Origin of the sequence: Undibacterium sp. TJN25 (genome assembly GCF_049339885.1) — a bacterium.
In the GTDB taxonomy this organism is placed as follows: domain Bacteria; phylum Pseudomonadota; class Gammaproteobacteria; order Burkholderiales; family Burkholderiaceae_D; genus Undibacterium.
This window is the reverse complement of record NZ_JBMPPM010000002.1, coordinates 399,627-412,306: the sequence shown is the minus strand read 5'-3', so window position 1 is coordinate 412,306 and position 12,680 is coordinate 399,627. Positions and strand designations below refer to the sequence as shown.

The window sequence follows — 12,680 nt, the reverse complement described above, 5'->3', positions numbered from 1 at the left end:
GGAATACCATGAACCGCATCGCCATCCCTTCCGCAGAACAAACTCCTGCCGCATCGCAACCATTGCTGGCTGCCGTCCATAAACAACTGGGTGTCGTGCCCAACATGATGAAACTGCTGGGCAACAGCCCGGCTGCGCTGGAGGGTTACCTCAGCCTTAATGGAGCGCTGGGGAAAGGCAGCATCGGCTCCAAAACCGGAGAACGCATTGCGTTGGCAGTTGCGGAGTTCAATGCCTGCGGCTATTGCCTGGCCGCGCATACCTACCTCGGCAGCAACCTGGCCAAGCTGGACGATGCCGAGATCCTCGCCAATCGCAACGGAAGCTCGAATGACCCTAAAGCAGATGCAGCGGTACGGTTTGCGCTTAAAGTAGCCGGTGCGCGCGGCCACATTGCGGATAGCGACCTGCAAGCGGTGCGGTCCGCCGGCTTTAGCGCGGGAGAAATTCTGGAAATCGTGCTGCATGTAGCGCTCAATACGCTGACAAACTATGTCAATGAAGTGGCGCAGACCGAAGTGGATTTCCCGGCAGCCGCTGCTTTGAACAACAACTGATCTTGCCCGCAACGGATATGCGTAAAACCTGGGCCAGGTTTTGCGCTGCTCCTCTTCAATGCGGCTAGGCCAGCTTCCAGCGTATGAATAGTGCCAGCGCCGCCGGCACGCTGAATACCAGCGCAAACATCGACAGCTCTTCGGCCACCGTATAGCCGGCGCCCGCCACCCCCATCCACATATTGCAGCCGGCGGTCACCAGCCACAAAGGAAGAAACATCAGCGTGGCCAGCCTGGTCGCGCTGGCGCTGGTGGCGGCCAGCTTGCGCGCAAGGATATGGCATACACCCAGCAGGATGACGCTGAAGAACAGCACAACGGCGGTATGCATGCCAGCCTCCAATGGATAAGCCTGCTTGCCCCGGACATGGGGCGAACTCCCATTTCAAGCATAACCTGAAATTATGCGGTCCGCATAAAAAATCAGTTGCCATGCCGCATGTGGATACCCCACTACATGCCACACTGCTTTACACTGGGAGCTTGCCGTTTTTGCCTCATTACAGCTTCCACCTTCATCTCGACCCGGACCACTATGCGCAGATTGATCAGTTTGGCCTTTTTCCTATGTGCAGCCCCAGCCTTGCAGGCGCAAAGTCTGTTGCCTGCCAATGTCAGCGAAGCGCTGGTCAAGGCTAACCTGCCTGCGCAGGCATTGAGCGTATGGGTGGCGCCGGTCGGCAATACCACGGCGCCTACGCTGGCCAGTTTTGCAGACCGCCCAATGAGTCCCGCTTCCACGATGAAACTGGTGACCACGATGGTTGCGCTGGATGAACTCGGCCCCACCTACCGCTGGAAAACCGCGCTGCTCAGCGACGGCAGCATCAAGAATGACACGCTGCGCGGCACCTTGTACCTGCGCGGCGGCGGCGACCCTAACCTGAGCTGGGACAAACTGGAGCTGATGCTGCGCAAGCTGCGCGACCAGGGTATCAAGAAGATAGGCGGCGACATCGTGCTGGACCGCAGCTTTTTCCAGCCCGGCCGCTTCGACATCAACGTGCCTCCTTTCGATGACACTCCAGACGCGTATTACAACGTCATCCCCGACGCGCTGATGGTGCACAGCAACCTGATCAGCTTCAGTCTGGAGTCCTCTGCCGACAAGATCACCGTGCGCACGTCGCCGCCGATGAACAAGGTAGCCATAGAAGACCATTTATCGCTGGACGACCGCGACTGCGCGGCGTGGGAAGCAGGATGGAAGGCGCCTGCCGCCGAAATCGTGCGTAACAAATCCATCAGCATCGTCCTCAGCGGCAGCTTCCCCCGCAACTGCAAAGCGGCAACGGAACTGAACACGCTGGACCGCAACCTGTATATAGAACGGGTGATACAGGCGCTGTGGCGCGAAATCGGCGGCACATGGAACGGCAGTGTGCGCGACGGCCTGACGCCGGCCGGCGCCAAACTGCTGGTGGAGCGACAGTCGGAAACCCTGGCCGACAACATCCGCATCGTCAACAAACGCTCCGACAATATGATGGCGCGCATGCTGTACCTGACGCTGGGTGCGGAACAGGCCAAAACGGGCAATTACCAAAGCACGCTGCAGGCGGCCAATGACAAGATCATAGGCTGGTTCAACAAGCATGGCATAGACCCGAACGGCATGGTGCTGGAAAACGGCTCGGGCCTGTCGCGGCTGGAACGCATCAGCCCCGCGCAAATGGCCGCCCTGCTGAAAGTGGCGGAACACAGCAACTGGTTTGCGGAGTATGCCAGCAGCATGCCTATTGTCGCCGTGGACGGCACCATGCGCAGGCGGCTGAAAGGCACTGCAGCCGAAGGGCGCGCCAGGATCAAGACCGGCACGCTAAAAAACACTGTGGCTGTGGCCGGCTATGTGCGCGACAGCTATGATGAAAACTGGATCGTGGTCGCCATGATCAATAATGACGATGTATCCAAGGGACGTATCGTGCTGGATGAGTTGCTGGTATGGGTTGCCAACGGCGGCGCGGAGGGTGCGACCAAGCTGGCGCAGCAGACGATAAAAAAAGATCCATGACCGGCAATCCGCAGCGTAAAAACAGGGCAATGCGGTTTTTTTCCTGTTGCCTGCGGATAAACATTGAAAAAATTCGTATAGCGCCTATATATGGAAATCATCCCCACGGCGCTGGGGCGTATTGAAAAAAATTCAATACTGCCCTCAATACTGGTCCAGTAGCGCCACCAACCTTAGGCGGCAAGCAAATGACCCTCACCTCTACCCAGCCAGGCACACTGAAGATCGATTTTGTTTCAGACGTTTCCTGCCCCTGGTGCATCATCGGCCTGAAATCCCTGGAACAGGCGATAGACCGTATCGGCGGCGACATCAAGACCGATATCCACTTCCAGCCGTTTGAACTGAACCCCAACATGGGCAGCGAAGGCCAGGACATCACCGAGCATATTGCCGAAAAATACGGCGCCACGCCGGAGCAAAGTGCTAGCAACCGCGAAGCAATTCGCGCGCGGGGCGCGGCATTGGGCTTTACTTTCAGCATGGACAAGCGCGGGCGTATCTACAATACCTTCGACGCCCACCGCCTGCTGCACTGGGCAGAACTGGAAGGCAAGCAATATGCGCTGAAAACGGCCTTGTTTGACGCCTACTTCACCAACGGCCAGGACCCGAGTTCGCATGAGGTGCTGCTGGCGCTGGCGGAGCAGGCAGGACTGGACAAGGCGCGGGCTCAGCAGATCCTGTCCTCCGATGAATATGCGGAAGACGTGCGCCTGCAAGAACAGTTCTACCTGAACAGCGGCATTCACTCGGTGCCGGCAGTCATTATCAACAACAAACACCTGATTTCAGGCGGCCAGCCGCCGGAAGTGTTTGAACGGGCGCTGCGCCAGATCGCGGCAGGCAACTAAAAGAAAAACAGCCGGCAAGTAAAATCACTTGCCGGCTGTTTTTACATTCTTAAAAATTCAATAACGCTGCCAGTAGCCGCCGGAAAATCTCCATGCATTACCGGCGTGACCCCAATGACCCGGCACCCAAAAATAGCCTGGCCGGCGCGCTTCCCAATGGCCTGCTACCCAGCTATGCTGGCCACCCGCCCAGCGCCAGTAACCGCCAATCCAGAAAAAATTGGGACCCGGCGCCGCCGTCAGTAGCTCGACGCGCTGCACGGGAGGCGCAACCGTCACCACGACAGGCACGGCCTTGGGTTCCGTGATTAGCTGTACCCAGCGGCCTTTGTGAAAGACCCAGCCGCCATGTTCGCTACTCCAGTAGGCCTGCTGGTACACCATGTCCGGACGGGATTGCTCCCAATGGCCGTTGCTCCACACATATTCATCCTTGTCCCAGATCCAGTGGCCGGCGATCCAGTAGGCGTCCACATAGGGCGCGGGCGAGATGGCTTCCACCAGCGGCGCAGGCGGGGGCGGCATGGCTACCGTCGCGACCCTGTCTATATGCTGGGAACGCTGCGGTGCGGCGCAGCCGGCCAGCACCAGCCCGGCCGCAGCCACTGCCGACAGCAGCAGCCTGCGATGGTGAAAATGGACTTCCTTTGAATTCATTGTGGTTGGCGTTTCGTCAAAATGGGCTAAAAGAATAAATACTCCACTCATTAAACAAAAATTTGCACTGGAAAGGGAAGGGATTTACAAAACATTACAAATTGACATGTTTTGACAAACCGGCTTGACTGTTTATGGCTGCCCTGACGCCGCCTTATTCGGCAGCCTTGCTGGCGCCGGTCTCCTTGTCGATCTGCTGGCGCTGGGCATCAGCAGCCTTTTGCACATCCTGCTCGACATTCCTGGCCTTCTGCAGCGATTTTTGCTGCCCCTCCAGGAAATTGACAGGGGGCTTCTCTTCTTTCTTGCCGCAGGCACTTAACACACTGAACAACAGGCCGGCTACTAACAGCGGACGCAAAAAGCGCATAATGAACTCCGAATCGGTAATGAAAGCTGCGGGAAACCGCAGCTGGAACAGGCACAGGATAATACAAACTGCGTGAAGGCAGGCAGCAATATAAGCACTGCCCGGCGGACATGCAAGAAACTGCGCGCGCAGCGTGTTCCGCGGTTTAAAGCCTTTTCTCGCGGAAAGCACTATAATCCGCCCTCCCCACAAATCCTTACCCATACCCTTCGGAGTCCGCATGCTGATCATCACCATCAAACAAGGCAAGGAAAAAAGCCTGCTGGACAAACAGCCATGGATCTATGCGTCCGCGGTGGAAAAAGTCGATGGCAAGCATGAAGAGAGGAACAAGCCCGGCGCTACGGCGCTGGTGCAATCTTCTTCCGGCCAGTTCCTGGCGCGCGCGGCTTACAGCCCCAAATCGCAGATCCGCGCCCGCGTCTGGAGTTTCGACCAGAATGAGGCGGTGGACCATGCGCTGGTCAAGCGCAGGGTCAAGGCTGCGGTCGCCGCACAGGCTGGCGCCAAGGGCGACCACATTGCGCTGATCACCGGCGAAGCCAATGGCCTGCCCGGCCTGCTGGTGGACTGGCATGGCGGCAAGCAGGGTTACCTGATCTGCCAGTTCAATGCCGCCGGCGTCGATGCGTGGAAAGTACCCATCGTGCAAAGCCTGATCGCGGAAACCGGCTGCGCGAACGTCTATGAGCGCGCCGATGAACTGATGCGCAAGGGCGAAGGCTTGCCTGTCGTCGAAGGCGCACTGGCCGGTGACGAGCCGCCGGACGAAACCCTGCTTATTGAAAAAGGCCAGCGCTACATCGTTGACTTAAAGACTGGGCACAAGTCAAAAGCCGGCTAAACGCTGCAGCAGCCACTGCAATCCGGCATTGGTCCGGTCAGCCAAGCTGCAGCTTCAGTCCCTCATGCGTCGCGCGGAAACCCAGGTTTTCGTAAAAGCGGATGGCACCCGGGCGCTGCTTGTCCGATGTCAGCTGCACCAGCGTGCAATGCCTGTCCCAGGCGCGCTGTATCGCCCATTGAAAAAACGTATTTCCCAGCCCCTGCCCGCGGTAGCCGCTGTGGATGCGCACTCCTTCAATAAGGCAGCGCCAGCTTCCCTTGTGCGTCAGGTAAGGAATGAAGGTCAGCTGCATCATACCCACGATTTCGCCGCCCTCCTCCGCCACCGTCAATTCGTTGTTGGGGTCGCTGTCTATAGCGCTGAATGCGCCTGAATAAGCAGCATTCAGCGGTAGCGATGCGTCTTCACGCTGCGCGCCCAGGGCATCGTCCGCCAGCAGGGCCACCAGTGCAGGCAAGTCCTGCTGCCGCGCCTTCCTGAATTCCATGGCTATTCTCCTGTTTTCTGCGCTGCCGCGTTATTGATCCAGCGCCTGCAGCACTTGCTCCGTGCTGCGTACGCGGCCCATTTTAGGGAAGATATTTTGCACGCTGAAATCGTGCAGCTCCCTGGCCATCGTGCTCATCGCATCTTCGGCGAAAATCAGTTCAAAACCCTGGTCATACGCCTGCCGGGCGGTAGATTCGATACCGAAATTGGTGGCGATGCCCGCCATGACAAGTGCACGTATGCCGCGGCGGCGCAGTTGCTGCTCCAGGTCGGTCCCATAGAAAGCGCCCCATTGTTTTTTGACGATCAGCACGTCACCGGGCTGCACGCCTGCTTCGGGCACGAGCTCACAGGCATTTGCAGGCAAAGGCGGTGCGCCAAGCGGGCGGTAGGTCGGTGTATCTACCGGCAGCTTCAGTATCTCGTCCACCAGCACCCTGACATAAACAACCGTGCCGCCGCGCGCGCGGAATGCCTGCGCCAGCTGCGCCGACCGGCTGACGACCTGCGCGCCGGTATGCGGCGCCAGCTCCCGCGCTACGATGCCGTGCTGCAGGTCCACCAGGACTAATGCCGTGCTTGCCGCTTCTATCGCCAGACTGCTCATATTCGCTCCATTTCGCTTCATAGAATTCGTTACAGTAAGTTGCCCGCCGTTACATGAGGCCAACCTCACATTATTATAACGTATAATCTGAGGATGCCCTCACATACAAAAAAACCAGATACCCCCGCCACCGCAAAATCAGCCGGCAGGCGCACGCCGCGCCAGGCACGCAGCGAAGACCGGCTGGCCGGCATGCTGGAAGCTGCCGCGGAGCTGATCGCAGAAACCGGCTATGAAGCTGCCACGATGACGGCCATTGCAGAGCGCGCGGGCTCATCAATAGGCGCGTTATACCAGTACTTCCGCAACAAGGAGGAAATCGCACGTGCGCTGCGCGAACAGTATGGAGAAGAAATGGCGCAGGGTTGGGCGGCGCTGGATGAAGCTGCGCAGCAGCTGACGCTGGAACAGCTGGTCAGCCGCCTGTTCGACCTGATGGTGGAGTTCATGGCCAGCCGGCCGGCCTATATCCCGCTACTGAGCGCGCCACTGAACTACCAGCGCAATGCCGATGCCAGGACACGCCTGCGCGAGCATTTCGCGCATATCTTCCAGCAAAAAAAACCGGGGCTAAGCGCGGAGCAGGCCTACCTGATCGCCAATGTGACGCTACAACTGGTGAAGGGGCTCAATCCGCTATATGCACAGAGCAAGGCCGCGGAGCGCAAATTGCTGGTGCAGGAATTCAAGACGGTGGTGACGACTTACCTGACGCTCAGGCTGAGCGACTAGTTTTACGATCCACCTTCGGAAACCGGGCGTTGCGCCATCAAGGCTGCAACGCCCGCCGGATCAATAAGCCCAGTAAGGACCGACACCTTTCGGCGTATTGGCATTTTCGATGGCCACAAACACGCGGCGGCCGAAGAAGAACGGCAGGCCCCAATCGAAGGTAGTGCTGTCCGATGATCCCGCTATCGATGCTGCAGAGACGGAGGGTGATAGCGCATCCACATTTTCTACCGAGAAGTTGACGGTGCCCGATGTGCCATTCGCCCCGGTGTTGACCGCGCTCAGGCTCTGCGTCGATGGCGGGCAATAGAAGCCGACCGAAGACGAACACTGGGCGATAGAAGAATCCGCAAAGAAGTAGCCGTTGGAACCGCTATCCAGATAAGAGGTTGTCAGCGTACGGCCTTTATACAAGGTCGTGAAATTGCCGATATTGTTGGTTGTGTAGACGATTTCCGACGCAAACGCATTATTCGACTGCGTGCCTATGCCGAAGATCAGCGAACCCGTCAGCGTGGAAACGCCGCCTGCCGGCACGGACGGCAATACCAGCACCACCCCGTTATTATCCTGCGGGAATGAAGCCACAGGGTTGGAAACCTGCTGCGCGATGGGCAGGGTAATGGCGGTGCAGGCAGAGCCGCTGCAGGAATAATAGGCATCGGACCTGGCCTGGCTCGCACAAGCCGTACCGCAATCCTCCTTGAAGACGCCGACGCCGAGGATGCCGTTGGCACCCAGGCTGGCAACCGTGCCCAGGTTCGCGTTGGCGGCATTGCGGCAGGCTGCCGGCACGGTGGCAAATGACGTATCGCCGATAATATTGATCGGCAGGTTGGACGCGATTTCACCGCCAAGCTGCACGTCTGCCTTTTTCACGGATCCCCAGGTATAGCCGCTGGTGAATTTGACGCACTCGCCGATGGTTGCGCCGGCAGATGTCGTTGCCGACGGCAGGCTCAGCGAAGAACTCAAGATACCGGGAGCGATGATGCGCAGGCCGTAAGAACCGGTATCCACCAGGATATGGTCGATGGTCTGGCAGCTTGTCGTGCCGGGCGTGCAGATCGTCACGCTGACATAAGGCTGGTTGATGACGCTGCCATCACCAGCCGGGCCGGCATCGACGGTCATGGGTATCGAATTGACGATGGTCGGCGTGACAGGCGTTACCGGCGTCGTTGGGGTAGTCGGCGTGGTGGCAGCGGAACCGCCGCCCCCGCCGCATGCCGTCAATGCGAGGCAGGAGGCGACAGCAAGAGCGCCGGTAATGCCCGCGCCCCTGGATAAACGGGAAACCAGGAAGTGCTTCAATTGTTGCGGTAGGCTGGCAAAAGATCTCATGGATATTCGTCCCTGGTATTGTTATTGGATATCATCAGCGGTAACGCCGCTGGGAAGATCGGCCGGCACCCAGGCCCGCCCCTGATACGCGCGCATGTGGCCGCCGGAATGGATGATCACTTCCGGCCGTGAAACCGACAACTGGGAATTGCCGGCCCTGGGCTTGCTGGCGGCGGCAGTGTTCAGGGTCTCGGCATGCTTGCCGAGCAGCGTCTGCAGATCGGGAATGAGCGGGCCGTTCCAGCTGACCGCAAAAACGCTGCCGTTGCTGGCCACATATTCCCGCACCACGGTGCCGGAGGACAGCGTGCTTTCGCTGACGCTGTAATTGGCGCGGGCATTATTGGCGGACAGCATGCGCAACTGGCGACCGCTGTCGCTGGCGCCGAAATCGGTGGGCGCGCCGCCTAAAGCCGCCGAGGCTGTCGAGCAGTATGCAGACAGTAATAACAAAGGTAGGATGATACGCATAAGAACTCCCTAATGTACCCAAAGTGCTCAAAGGCCGGCAGCCTGCTACACACTGCCGGCATACGATGTAATCGATATATTCAAAGCCAAATTAAATGCCTGACGACAATGTAATGATTATTGCAAGCACTGTCTGTAAGCGTTGGTAACTGCGCCGGTAACGCTTGAAACTCACACCTTAGAATCACCACTGCCTTCGCCGGTTTGCCAGCCATTTTATCAAGATACCAGAGAATATTGACAATCTGGTTACTGTCTTTTGCAAGCTGGCCAGCCAGCATGGATTTTCTTTTCATGACAGCATATACGGAGCGGCACTCGCACGCTGCGGCCTGACAGATATCTCAACAAACCCTGTCAAAAGATTGAACCTAAACCGTGCAAAACTGTCCATTGCCTTTACGTGCATTTACACAAGACATTTTTTGCAACCAGGGTTTCATGCTTCATAAAAGCGATGGGTCTGCATACGTAGTGATGTACTTGGTGCACAATTCTTTGTTATGATCACGCCAAGTACAGATATGCAGATGAATATCTGCTCAGCATAGAATCCGGTTCCAACGCCAACCATGTTTAACGCCCTTTCCGCCACCGCGCCAATGCTGCAAAACTCGCCACAGATGTGGCGGCTTTTGCGCGTGCACGCCGGCCGCGGCTGGCGCGCGTGGGTAGCATTGCTTACCGCCGTCAGCTTCGTGCTGCTGGTCTCCACCGCAGCAACGCATCATCACGCAAGCTCGCTGGAAGACCAGGGCTGCTCGCTATGTACCGCCGTTGCCCATAAACTGAGCGGCGATACGCCTGTTCTGAAACTGGCGCAGACCGTCGTCTTCCTGGCTTACCGCCTGCCGCCGCTGCACCTGATCAGCGTCGCCTATACCTGCCCCCTGCTGTTCCCGCCTAGCTGCGGCCCTCCCGCACTCTCCTGATCCGCTTGCAACAGACGTAGCGCATGCAAGATAGCAGCTCCCTGCCTTTCCGGCAGTAGCCGTTCTAGCGCCAGCGCGTGCTCTCAGCCTGATCATCTTCCGCTTGTCAGCCCTTCCGTTTTATACGTTCGGCTGACTGCAGGCAGAAGAGTTTCAGCTGGCACATGCAAGCCGGATGATCCCGGTTTCCAGCACATTACAACAAGAAAGCGCTGTCCCGCGTCCGTCGCGGGCCACGCTGTTGATTCAATTCCAAGTTTTAAAGGTTCATTATGCAAGGTCCGCAACGCACGCTCCAGCAACACACTTTCCAGTTACGTAAGCTGCCATTGATACTGGCCGGCCTATTTGTCGCTTCCTCCGCCTATTCCGCCACACTGCAAAGCGATGTGCGCAACAGCCAGGGCCAGGCAGTGCCGAATACCCAGGTCAGCCTGTTGTCCGCCTCCGGCGCGGAACTGGCAAGCACGCAAACCGACGCCAAAGGCCAGGCCGTCTTTGCCGATGTCGCCGACGGCCACTATATGGTGGAAATCAAGGGCAATACCGCCAGCCGCAAGGAAATCGATGTCGCCGCCGCGGGCGCCAAGGTGTCCCTGATAGTGGATGCGGTTTCCACCGTGGAGGTGACCGCAGCGCATTTGAAAAGCGCCCGCATCGACCTGTCTCCCAAAGTCGGCACCACCGTCTACTCCATCGACAGGCACATGGTCGATACGCTGGGCCAGGGCGACAGCACGCCTTTCAATGAGGTGCTGTTGCGCCTGCCGGGCGTGGCGCAAGACTCCAAGGCCTCCGGCGGCATCCACGTGCGCGACGACCATGCCAATGTGCAGTACCGCATCAACGGCGTGCAGCTGCCGGAAAGCATCACCGGCTTCGGCCAGTCCATCGACACACGCCAGATCGATGAAACCGATTTCGTCACCGGCGCCCTGCCCGCCCAGTACGGCCTGCGCACCGCGGGCATTGTGGACATCCAGACCAAGGAAGGCCACACGACGCCTGGCGGCCGCATCGGCATCCTGGCCGGCAGCAATAACTATTACAACCCCAGCGCAGAATTCTTCGGCACGCAGGGCGCTTTTAATTACTACGTGTCGGGCAGCTACCTGTCCAACTCGCTGGGCATAGAAAACCCGACGTCGGCGCGCAGCGCCATCCATGACAAGACGGAACAGAGCAAGACCTTCGGCAACCTGTCCTATTTCGTGGATGACAATACCCGCCTGGGCCTGATGTTCGGCACCTACAACGGCAAGTTCCAGATCCCCAATAATCCCGGGCAGGCGCCAGGCTTTTCACTGACAGGCATCAGCGATGCGGATGCCGGCACCAGCACCTTGCCCTCCGCGAACCTGAATGAAAACCAGCGCGAGGTTAACCGCTTCCTGGTGCTGTCCTTCCAGAAAACCATGGGCGATGCGAGCTACCAGTTGTCCGCCTTCCATCAATATTCCGAACTGCATTTCACACCGGACGCATTGGGCGACCTGGCCTACAACGGCGTCGCTTCCGATACGCTGCGCTCCAACTCTGCCAGCGGCGTGCAGGGCGATGCCAGCTACAAGCTGAACCCCGCCCACACGCTGCGTGCCGGTTTTGCGTATACGCGCCAGACCACGCATAGCGACAACACGGTAGGCGTGTTCCCGACCGGCGACGACGGCACGCAATCGTCCACCGACCCTTTCAAGGTTGTCGACAATTCCAGCAAGACCGGCAATATCTACAGCCTGTATGCGCAGGACGAATGGCATATCACCGCACCGCTGACATTGAACTACGGCGTGCGTTTTGACCGCGTATCCGCCTTCGTGCAGGAGCGGCAATGGAGCCCGCGCCTGAACCTGGCCTATAAGCTGAGCGATTCCACCGCGCTGCATGCCGGCTATTCACGCTACTTTACGCCGCCGCCGCAAGAACTGGCTTCGCAGGAAAGCATCAACCTGTATGCGAACACCACCAATGCGCCGGCCATCGGCACATCGGACAACGTCAAATCAGAACGTACGCACTACTTTGACGTGGGTATCAGCCAGAAGGTCAGCGACAATCTGACGCTGACGGCGGACGCCTACTACAAGCGCATCGCCAATATGCTGGATGAAGGCCAGTTCGGCCAGGCGCTGATCCTGTCGCCGTTCAACTATGCAAAAGGCTTTGCCAAAGGGCTGGAACTGTCCGCTGTGTACAACGACCGCAACTGGGGCGGCTTCCTGAACGTGACGCTGCAAAAAGCACAGGCCACCAATATCACTTCCGGCCAGTCGCTGTTTGATCCGGATGAGCTGGCCTACATCGCCAACCACTACATCTATGTCGATCACGACCAGACTTATTCGGTCTCTGGCGGCGTGCATTACCATTTTGGCGATTCACAGGTCAGCACCGATTTCCTATACGGCAGCGGCTTGCGCAAGACGCCGGATGGCGGCGCGCCGAATTCTGCTTCGCTGGCTGCGTACACTACCGTCAATGCGGCATTCACGCATAACTGGAAGAAGACCGCAGTCGGCGACGTTGAAGGCCGCGTCTCGATGATCAACCTGTTCGATAAATCCTACCTGTTGCGCGACGGCTCCGGCGTCGGCGTGGGCGCACCGCAGTTCGGCCCCCGCCGCACTCTGTATGTAGGGATGTCCACCAGCTTCTAAACGAAGTAGTGCTACCTAAGCGGGGCGCATGCTGCGGCATGTGCCCCGTTTTTTTGTCACGATGCACGGCTCCGCATTCGTGGCAAAGATATAATTCTCATTTTTATTCGATGATAGTCAGATCAAACCAACCCAGACCAACTTAGATC

The 12,680-nt window shown here is 58.2% G+C and carries 15 protein-coding genes; 7 read left to right on the top strand and 8 right to left on the bottom strand.

The window, feature by feature from the left end; genetic code table 11:
- Positions 1-8 precede the first annotated feature (8 nt).
- On the top strand, positions 9-557 hold the full coding sequence (locus tag ACO0LO_RS05550) for a carboxymuconolactone decarboxylase family protein (RefSeq protein ID WP_422963208.1): 549 nt from the start codon (positions 9-11) through the stop codon (positions 555-557).
- A 64-nt stretch (positions 558-621) separates the two neighbouring features.
- Here ACO0LO_RS05550 and ACO0LO_RS05545 read toward each other — a convergent pair whose 3' ends face one another.
- Positions 622-888 carry a hypothetical protein gene (locus tag ACO0LO_RS05545; protein ID WP_422963207.1) on the bottom strand — a complete coding sequence of 89 codons (267 nt, stop codon included), beginning with the start codon at positions 886-888 and terminating at the stop codon, positions 622-624.
- Between the two features lie 252 nt (positions 889-1,140).
- Between ACO0LO_RS05545 and dacB the strand changes: the two genes are divergently transcribed.
- Positions 1,141-2,571 (top strand): D-alanyl-D-alanine carboxypeptidase/D-alanyl-D-alanine endopeptidase, encoded by a 1,431-nt coding sequence (gene dacB, locus ACO0LO_RS05540; RefSeq protein WP_422963206.1) that lies wholly within the window; start codon positions 1,141-1,143, stop codon positions 2,569-2,571.
- Between the two features lie 188 nt (positions 2,572-2,759).
- The gene (locus ACO0LO_RS05535; RefSeq protein WP_422963205.1) at positions 2,760-3,425 is read left to right on the top strand and encodes a DsbA family oxidoreductase; all 666 of its coding nucleotides are present in this window, start codon (positions 2,760-2,762) and stop codon (positions 3,423-3,425) included.
- Between the two features lie 57 nt (positions 3,426-3,482).
- Here the strand turns inward: ACO0LO_RS05535 and ACO0LO_RS05530 are convergent, their stop codons facing one another.
- Entirely contained in the window at positions 3,483-4,082 is a 600-nt protein-coding gene (locus ACO0LO_RS05530) for a hypothetical protein (RefSeq protein WP_422963204.1), read from the bottom strand.
- Positions 4,083-4,236: 154 nt separating this feature from the next.
- Positions 4,237-4,656 (bottom strand): hypothetical protein, encoded by a 420-nt coding sequence (locus ACO0LO_RS05525; RefSeq protein WP_422963203.1) that lies wholly within the window; start codon positions 4,654-4,656, stop codon positions 4,237-4,239.
- Between the two features lie 16 nt (positions 4,657-4,672).
- Here ACO0LO_RS05525 and ACO0LO_RS05520 point away from each other — a divergent pair, with 16 nt between their 5' ends.
- Entirely contained in the window at positions 4,673-5,296 is a 624-nt protein-coding gene (locus ACO0LO_RS05520; protein WP_422963202.1) for an SAM-dependent methyltransferase, read from the top strand.
- A 37-nt stretch (positions 5,297-5,333) separates the two neighbouring features.
- Here the strand turns inward: ACO0LO_RS05520 and ACO0LO_RS05515 are convergent, their stop codons facing one another.
- Positions 5,334-5,786, bottom strand: coding sequence for a GNAT family N-acetyltransferase (locus ACO0LO_RS05515; RefSeq protein WP_422963201.1), 453 nt, complete (start codon positions 5,784-5,786; stop codon positions 5,334-5,336).
- A gap of 30 nt (positions 5,787-5,816) precedes the next feature.
- On the bottom strand, positions 5,817-6,395 hold the full coding sequence (locus ACO0LO_RS05510; RefSeq protein ID WP_422963200.1) for a hydrolase: 579 nt from the start codon (positions 6,393-6,395) through the stop codon (positions 5,817-5,819).
- Between the two features lie 93 nt (positions 6,396-6,488).
- On the opposite strand from ACO0LO_RS05510, the gene ACO0LO_RS05505 reads away from it, so the two are divergent.
- Positions 6,489-7,127 (top strand): TetR/AcrR family transcriptional regulator, encoded by a 639-nt coding sequence (locus ACO0LO_RS05505; RefSeq protein ID WP_422963199.1) that lies wholly within the window; start codon positions 6,489-6,491, stop codon positions 7,125-7,127.
- Positions 7,128-7,187: 60 nt separating this feature from the next.
- On the opposite strand, the gene ACO0LO_RS05500 is transcribed toward ACO0LO_RS05505, so the two are convergent.
- From ACO0LO_RS05500 to ACO0LO_RS05490, 3 genes are all read right to left on the bottom strand, one after another.
- Positions 7,188-8,471, bottom strand: coding sequence for a DUF3443 domain-containing protein (locus ACO0LO_RS05500; protein ID WP_422963198.1), 1,284 nt, complete (start codon positions 8,469-8,471; stop codon positions 7,188-7,190).
- Between the two features lie 21 nt (positions 8,472-8,492).
- The gene (locus ACO0LO_RS05495) at positions 8,493-8,942 is read right to left on the bottom strand and encodes a DUF2844 domain-containing protein (protein WP_422963197.1); all 450 of its coding nucleotides are present in this window, start codon (positions 8,940-8,942) and stop codon (positions 8,493-8,495) included.
- A gap of 80 nt (positions 8,943-9,022) precedes the next feature.
- Positions 9,023-9,238, bottom strand: coding sequence for a hypothetical protein (locus ACO0LO_RS05490; protein WP_422963196.1), 216 nt, complete (start codon positions 9,236-9,238; stop codon positions 9,023-9,025).
- A gap of 276 nt (positions 9,239-9,514) precedes the next feature.
- Here ACO0LO_RS05490 and ACO0LO_RS05485 point away from each other — a divergent pair, with 276 nt between their 5' ends.
- Together ACO0LO_RS05485 and ACO0LO_RS05480 are read left to right on the top strand one after the other, a co-directional pair.
- The gene (locus ACO0LO_RS05485) at positions 9,515-9,874 is read left to right on the top strand and encodes a hypothetical protein (protein ID WP_422963195.1); all 360 of its coding nucleotides are present in this window, start codon (positions 9,515-9,517) and stop codon (positions 9,872-9,874) included.
- Positions 9,875-10,146: 272 nt separating this feature from the next.
- Positions 10,147-12,531 (top strand): TonB-dependent receptor, encoded by a 2,385-nt coding sequence (locus ACO0LO_RS05480; RefSeq protein WP_422963194.1) that lies wholly within the window; start codon positions 10,147-10,149, stop codon positions 12,529-12,531.
- Positions 12,532-12,680: the final 149 nt, after the last annotated feature.

Coding starts and splice junctions, on each gene's coding strand:
- ACO0LO_RS05550 (WP_422963208.1), top strand. CDS start 9: ATGAACCGCATCGCCATCCCTTCCGCAGAACAAACTCCTGCCGCATCG.
- ACO0LO_RS05495 (WP_422963197.1), bottom strand. CDS start 8,942: ATGCGTATCATCCTACCTTTGTTATTACTGTCTGCATACTGCTCGACA.
- ACO0LO_RS05520 (WP_422963202.1), top strand. CDS start 4,673: ATGCTGATCATCACCATCAAACAAGGCAAGGAAAAAAGCCTGCTGGAC.
- ACO0LO_RS05515 (WP_422963201.1), bottom strand. CDS start 5,786: ATGGAATTCAGGAAGGCGCGGCAGCAGGACTTGCCTGCACTGGTGGCC.
- ACO0LO_RS05535 (WP_422963205.1), top strand. CDS start 2,760: ATGACCCTCACCTCTACCCAGCCAGGCACACTGAAGATCGATTTTGTT.
- ACO0LO_RS05505 (WP_422963199.1), top strand. CDS start 6,489: ATGCCCTCACATACAAAAAAACCAGATACCCCCGCCACCGCAAAATCA.
- ACO0LO_RS05510 (WP_422963200.1), bottom strand. CDS start 6,395: ATGAGCAGTCTGGCGATAGAAGCGGCAAGCACGGCATTAGTCCTGGTG.
- ACO0LO_RS05500 (WP_422963198.1), bottom strand. CDS start 8,471: ATGAGATCTTTTGCCAGCCTACCGCAACAATTGAAGCACTTCCTGGTT.
- ACO0LO_RS05480 (WP_422963194.1), top strand. CDS start 10,147: ATGCAAGGTCCGCAACGCACGCTCCAGCAACACACTTTCCAGTTACGT.
- ACO0LO_RS05490 (WP_422963196.1), bottom strand. CDS start 9,238: ATGAAAAGAAAATCCATGCTGGCTGGCCAGCTTGCAAAAGACAGTAAC.
- ACO0LO_RS05485 (WP_422963195.1), top strand. CDS start 9,515: ATGTTTAACGCCCTTTCCGCCACCGCGCCAATGCTGCAAAACTCGCCA.
- ACO0LO_RS05545 (WP_422963207.1), bottom strand. CDS start 888: ATGCATACCGCCGTTGTGCTGTTCTTCAGCGTCATCCTGCTGGGTGTA.
- ACO0LO_RS05525 (WP_422963203.1), bottom strand. CDS start 4,656: ATGGGTAAGGATTTGTGGGGAGGGCGGATTATAGTGCTTTCCGCGAGA.
- ACO0LO_RS05530 (WP_422963204.1), bottom strand. CDS start 4,082: ATGAATTCAAAGGAAGTCCATTTTCACCATCGCAGGCTGCTGCTGTCG.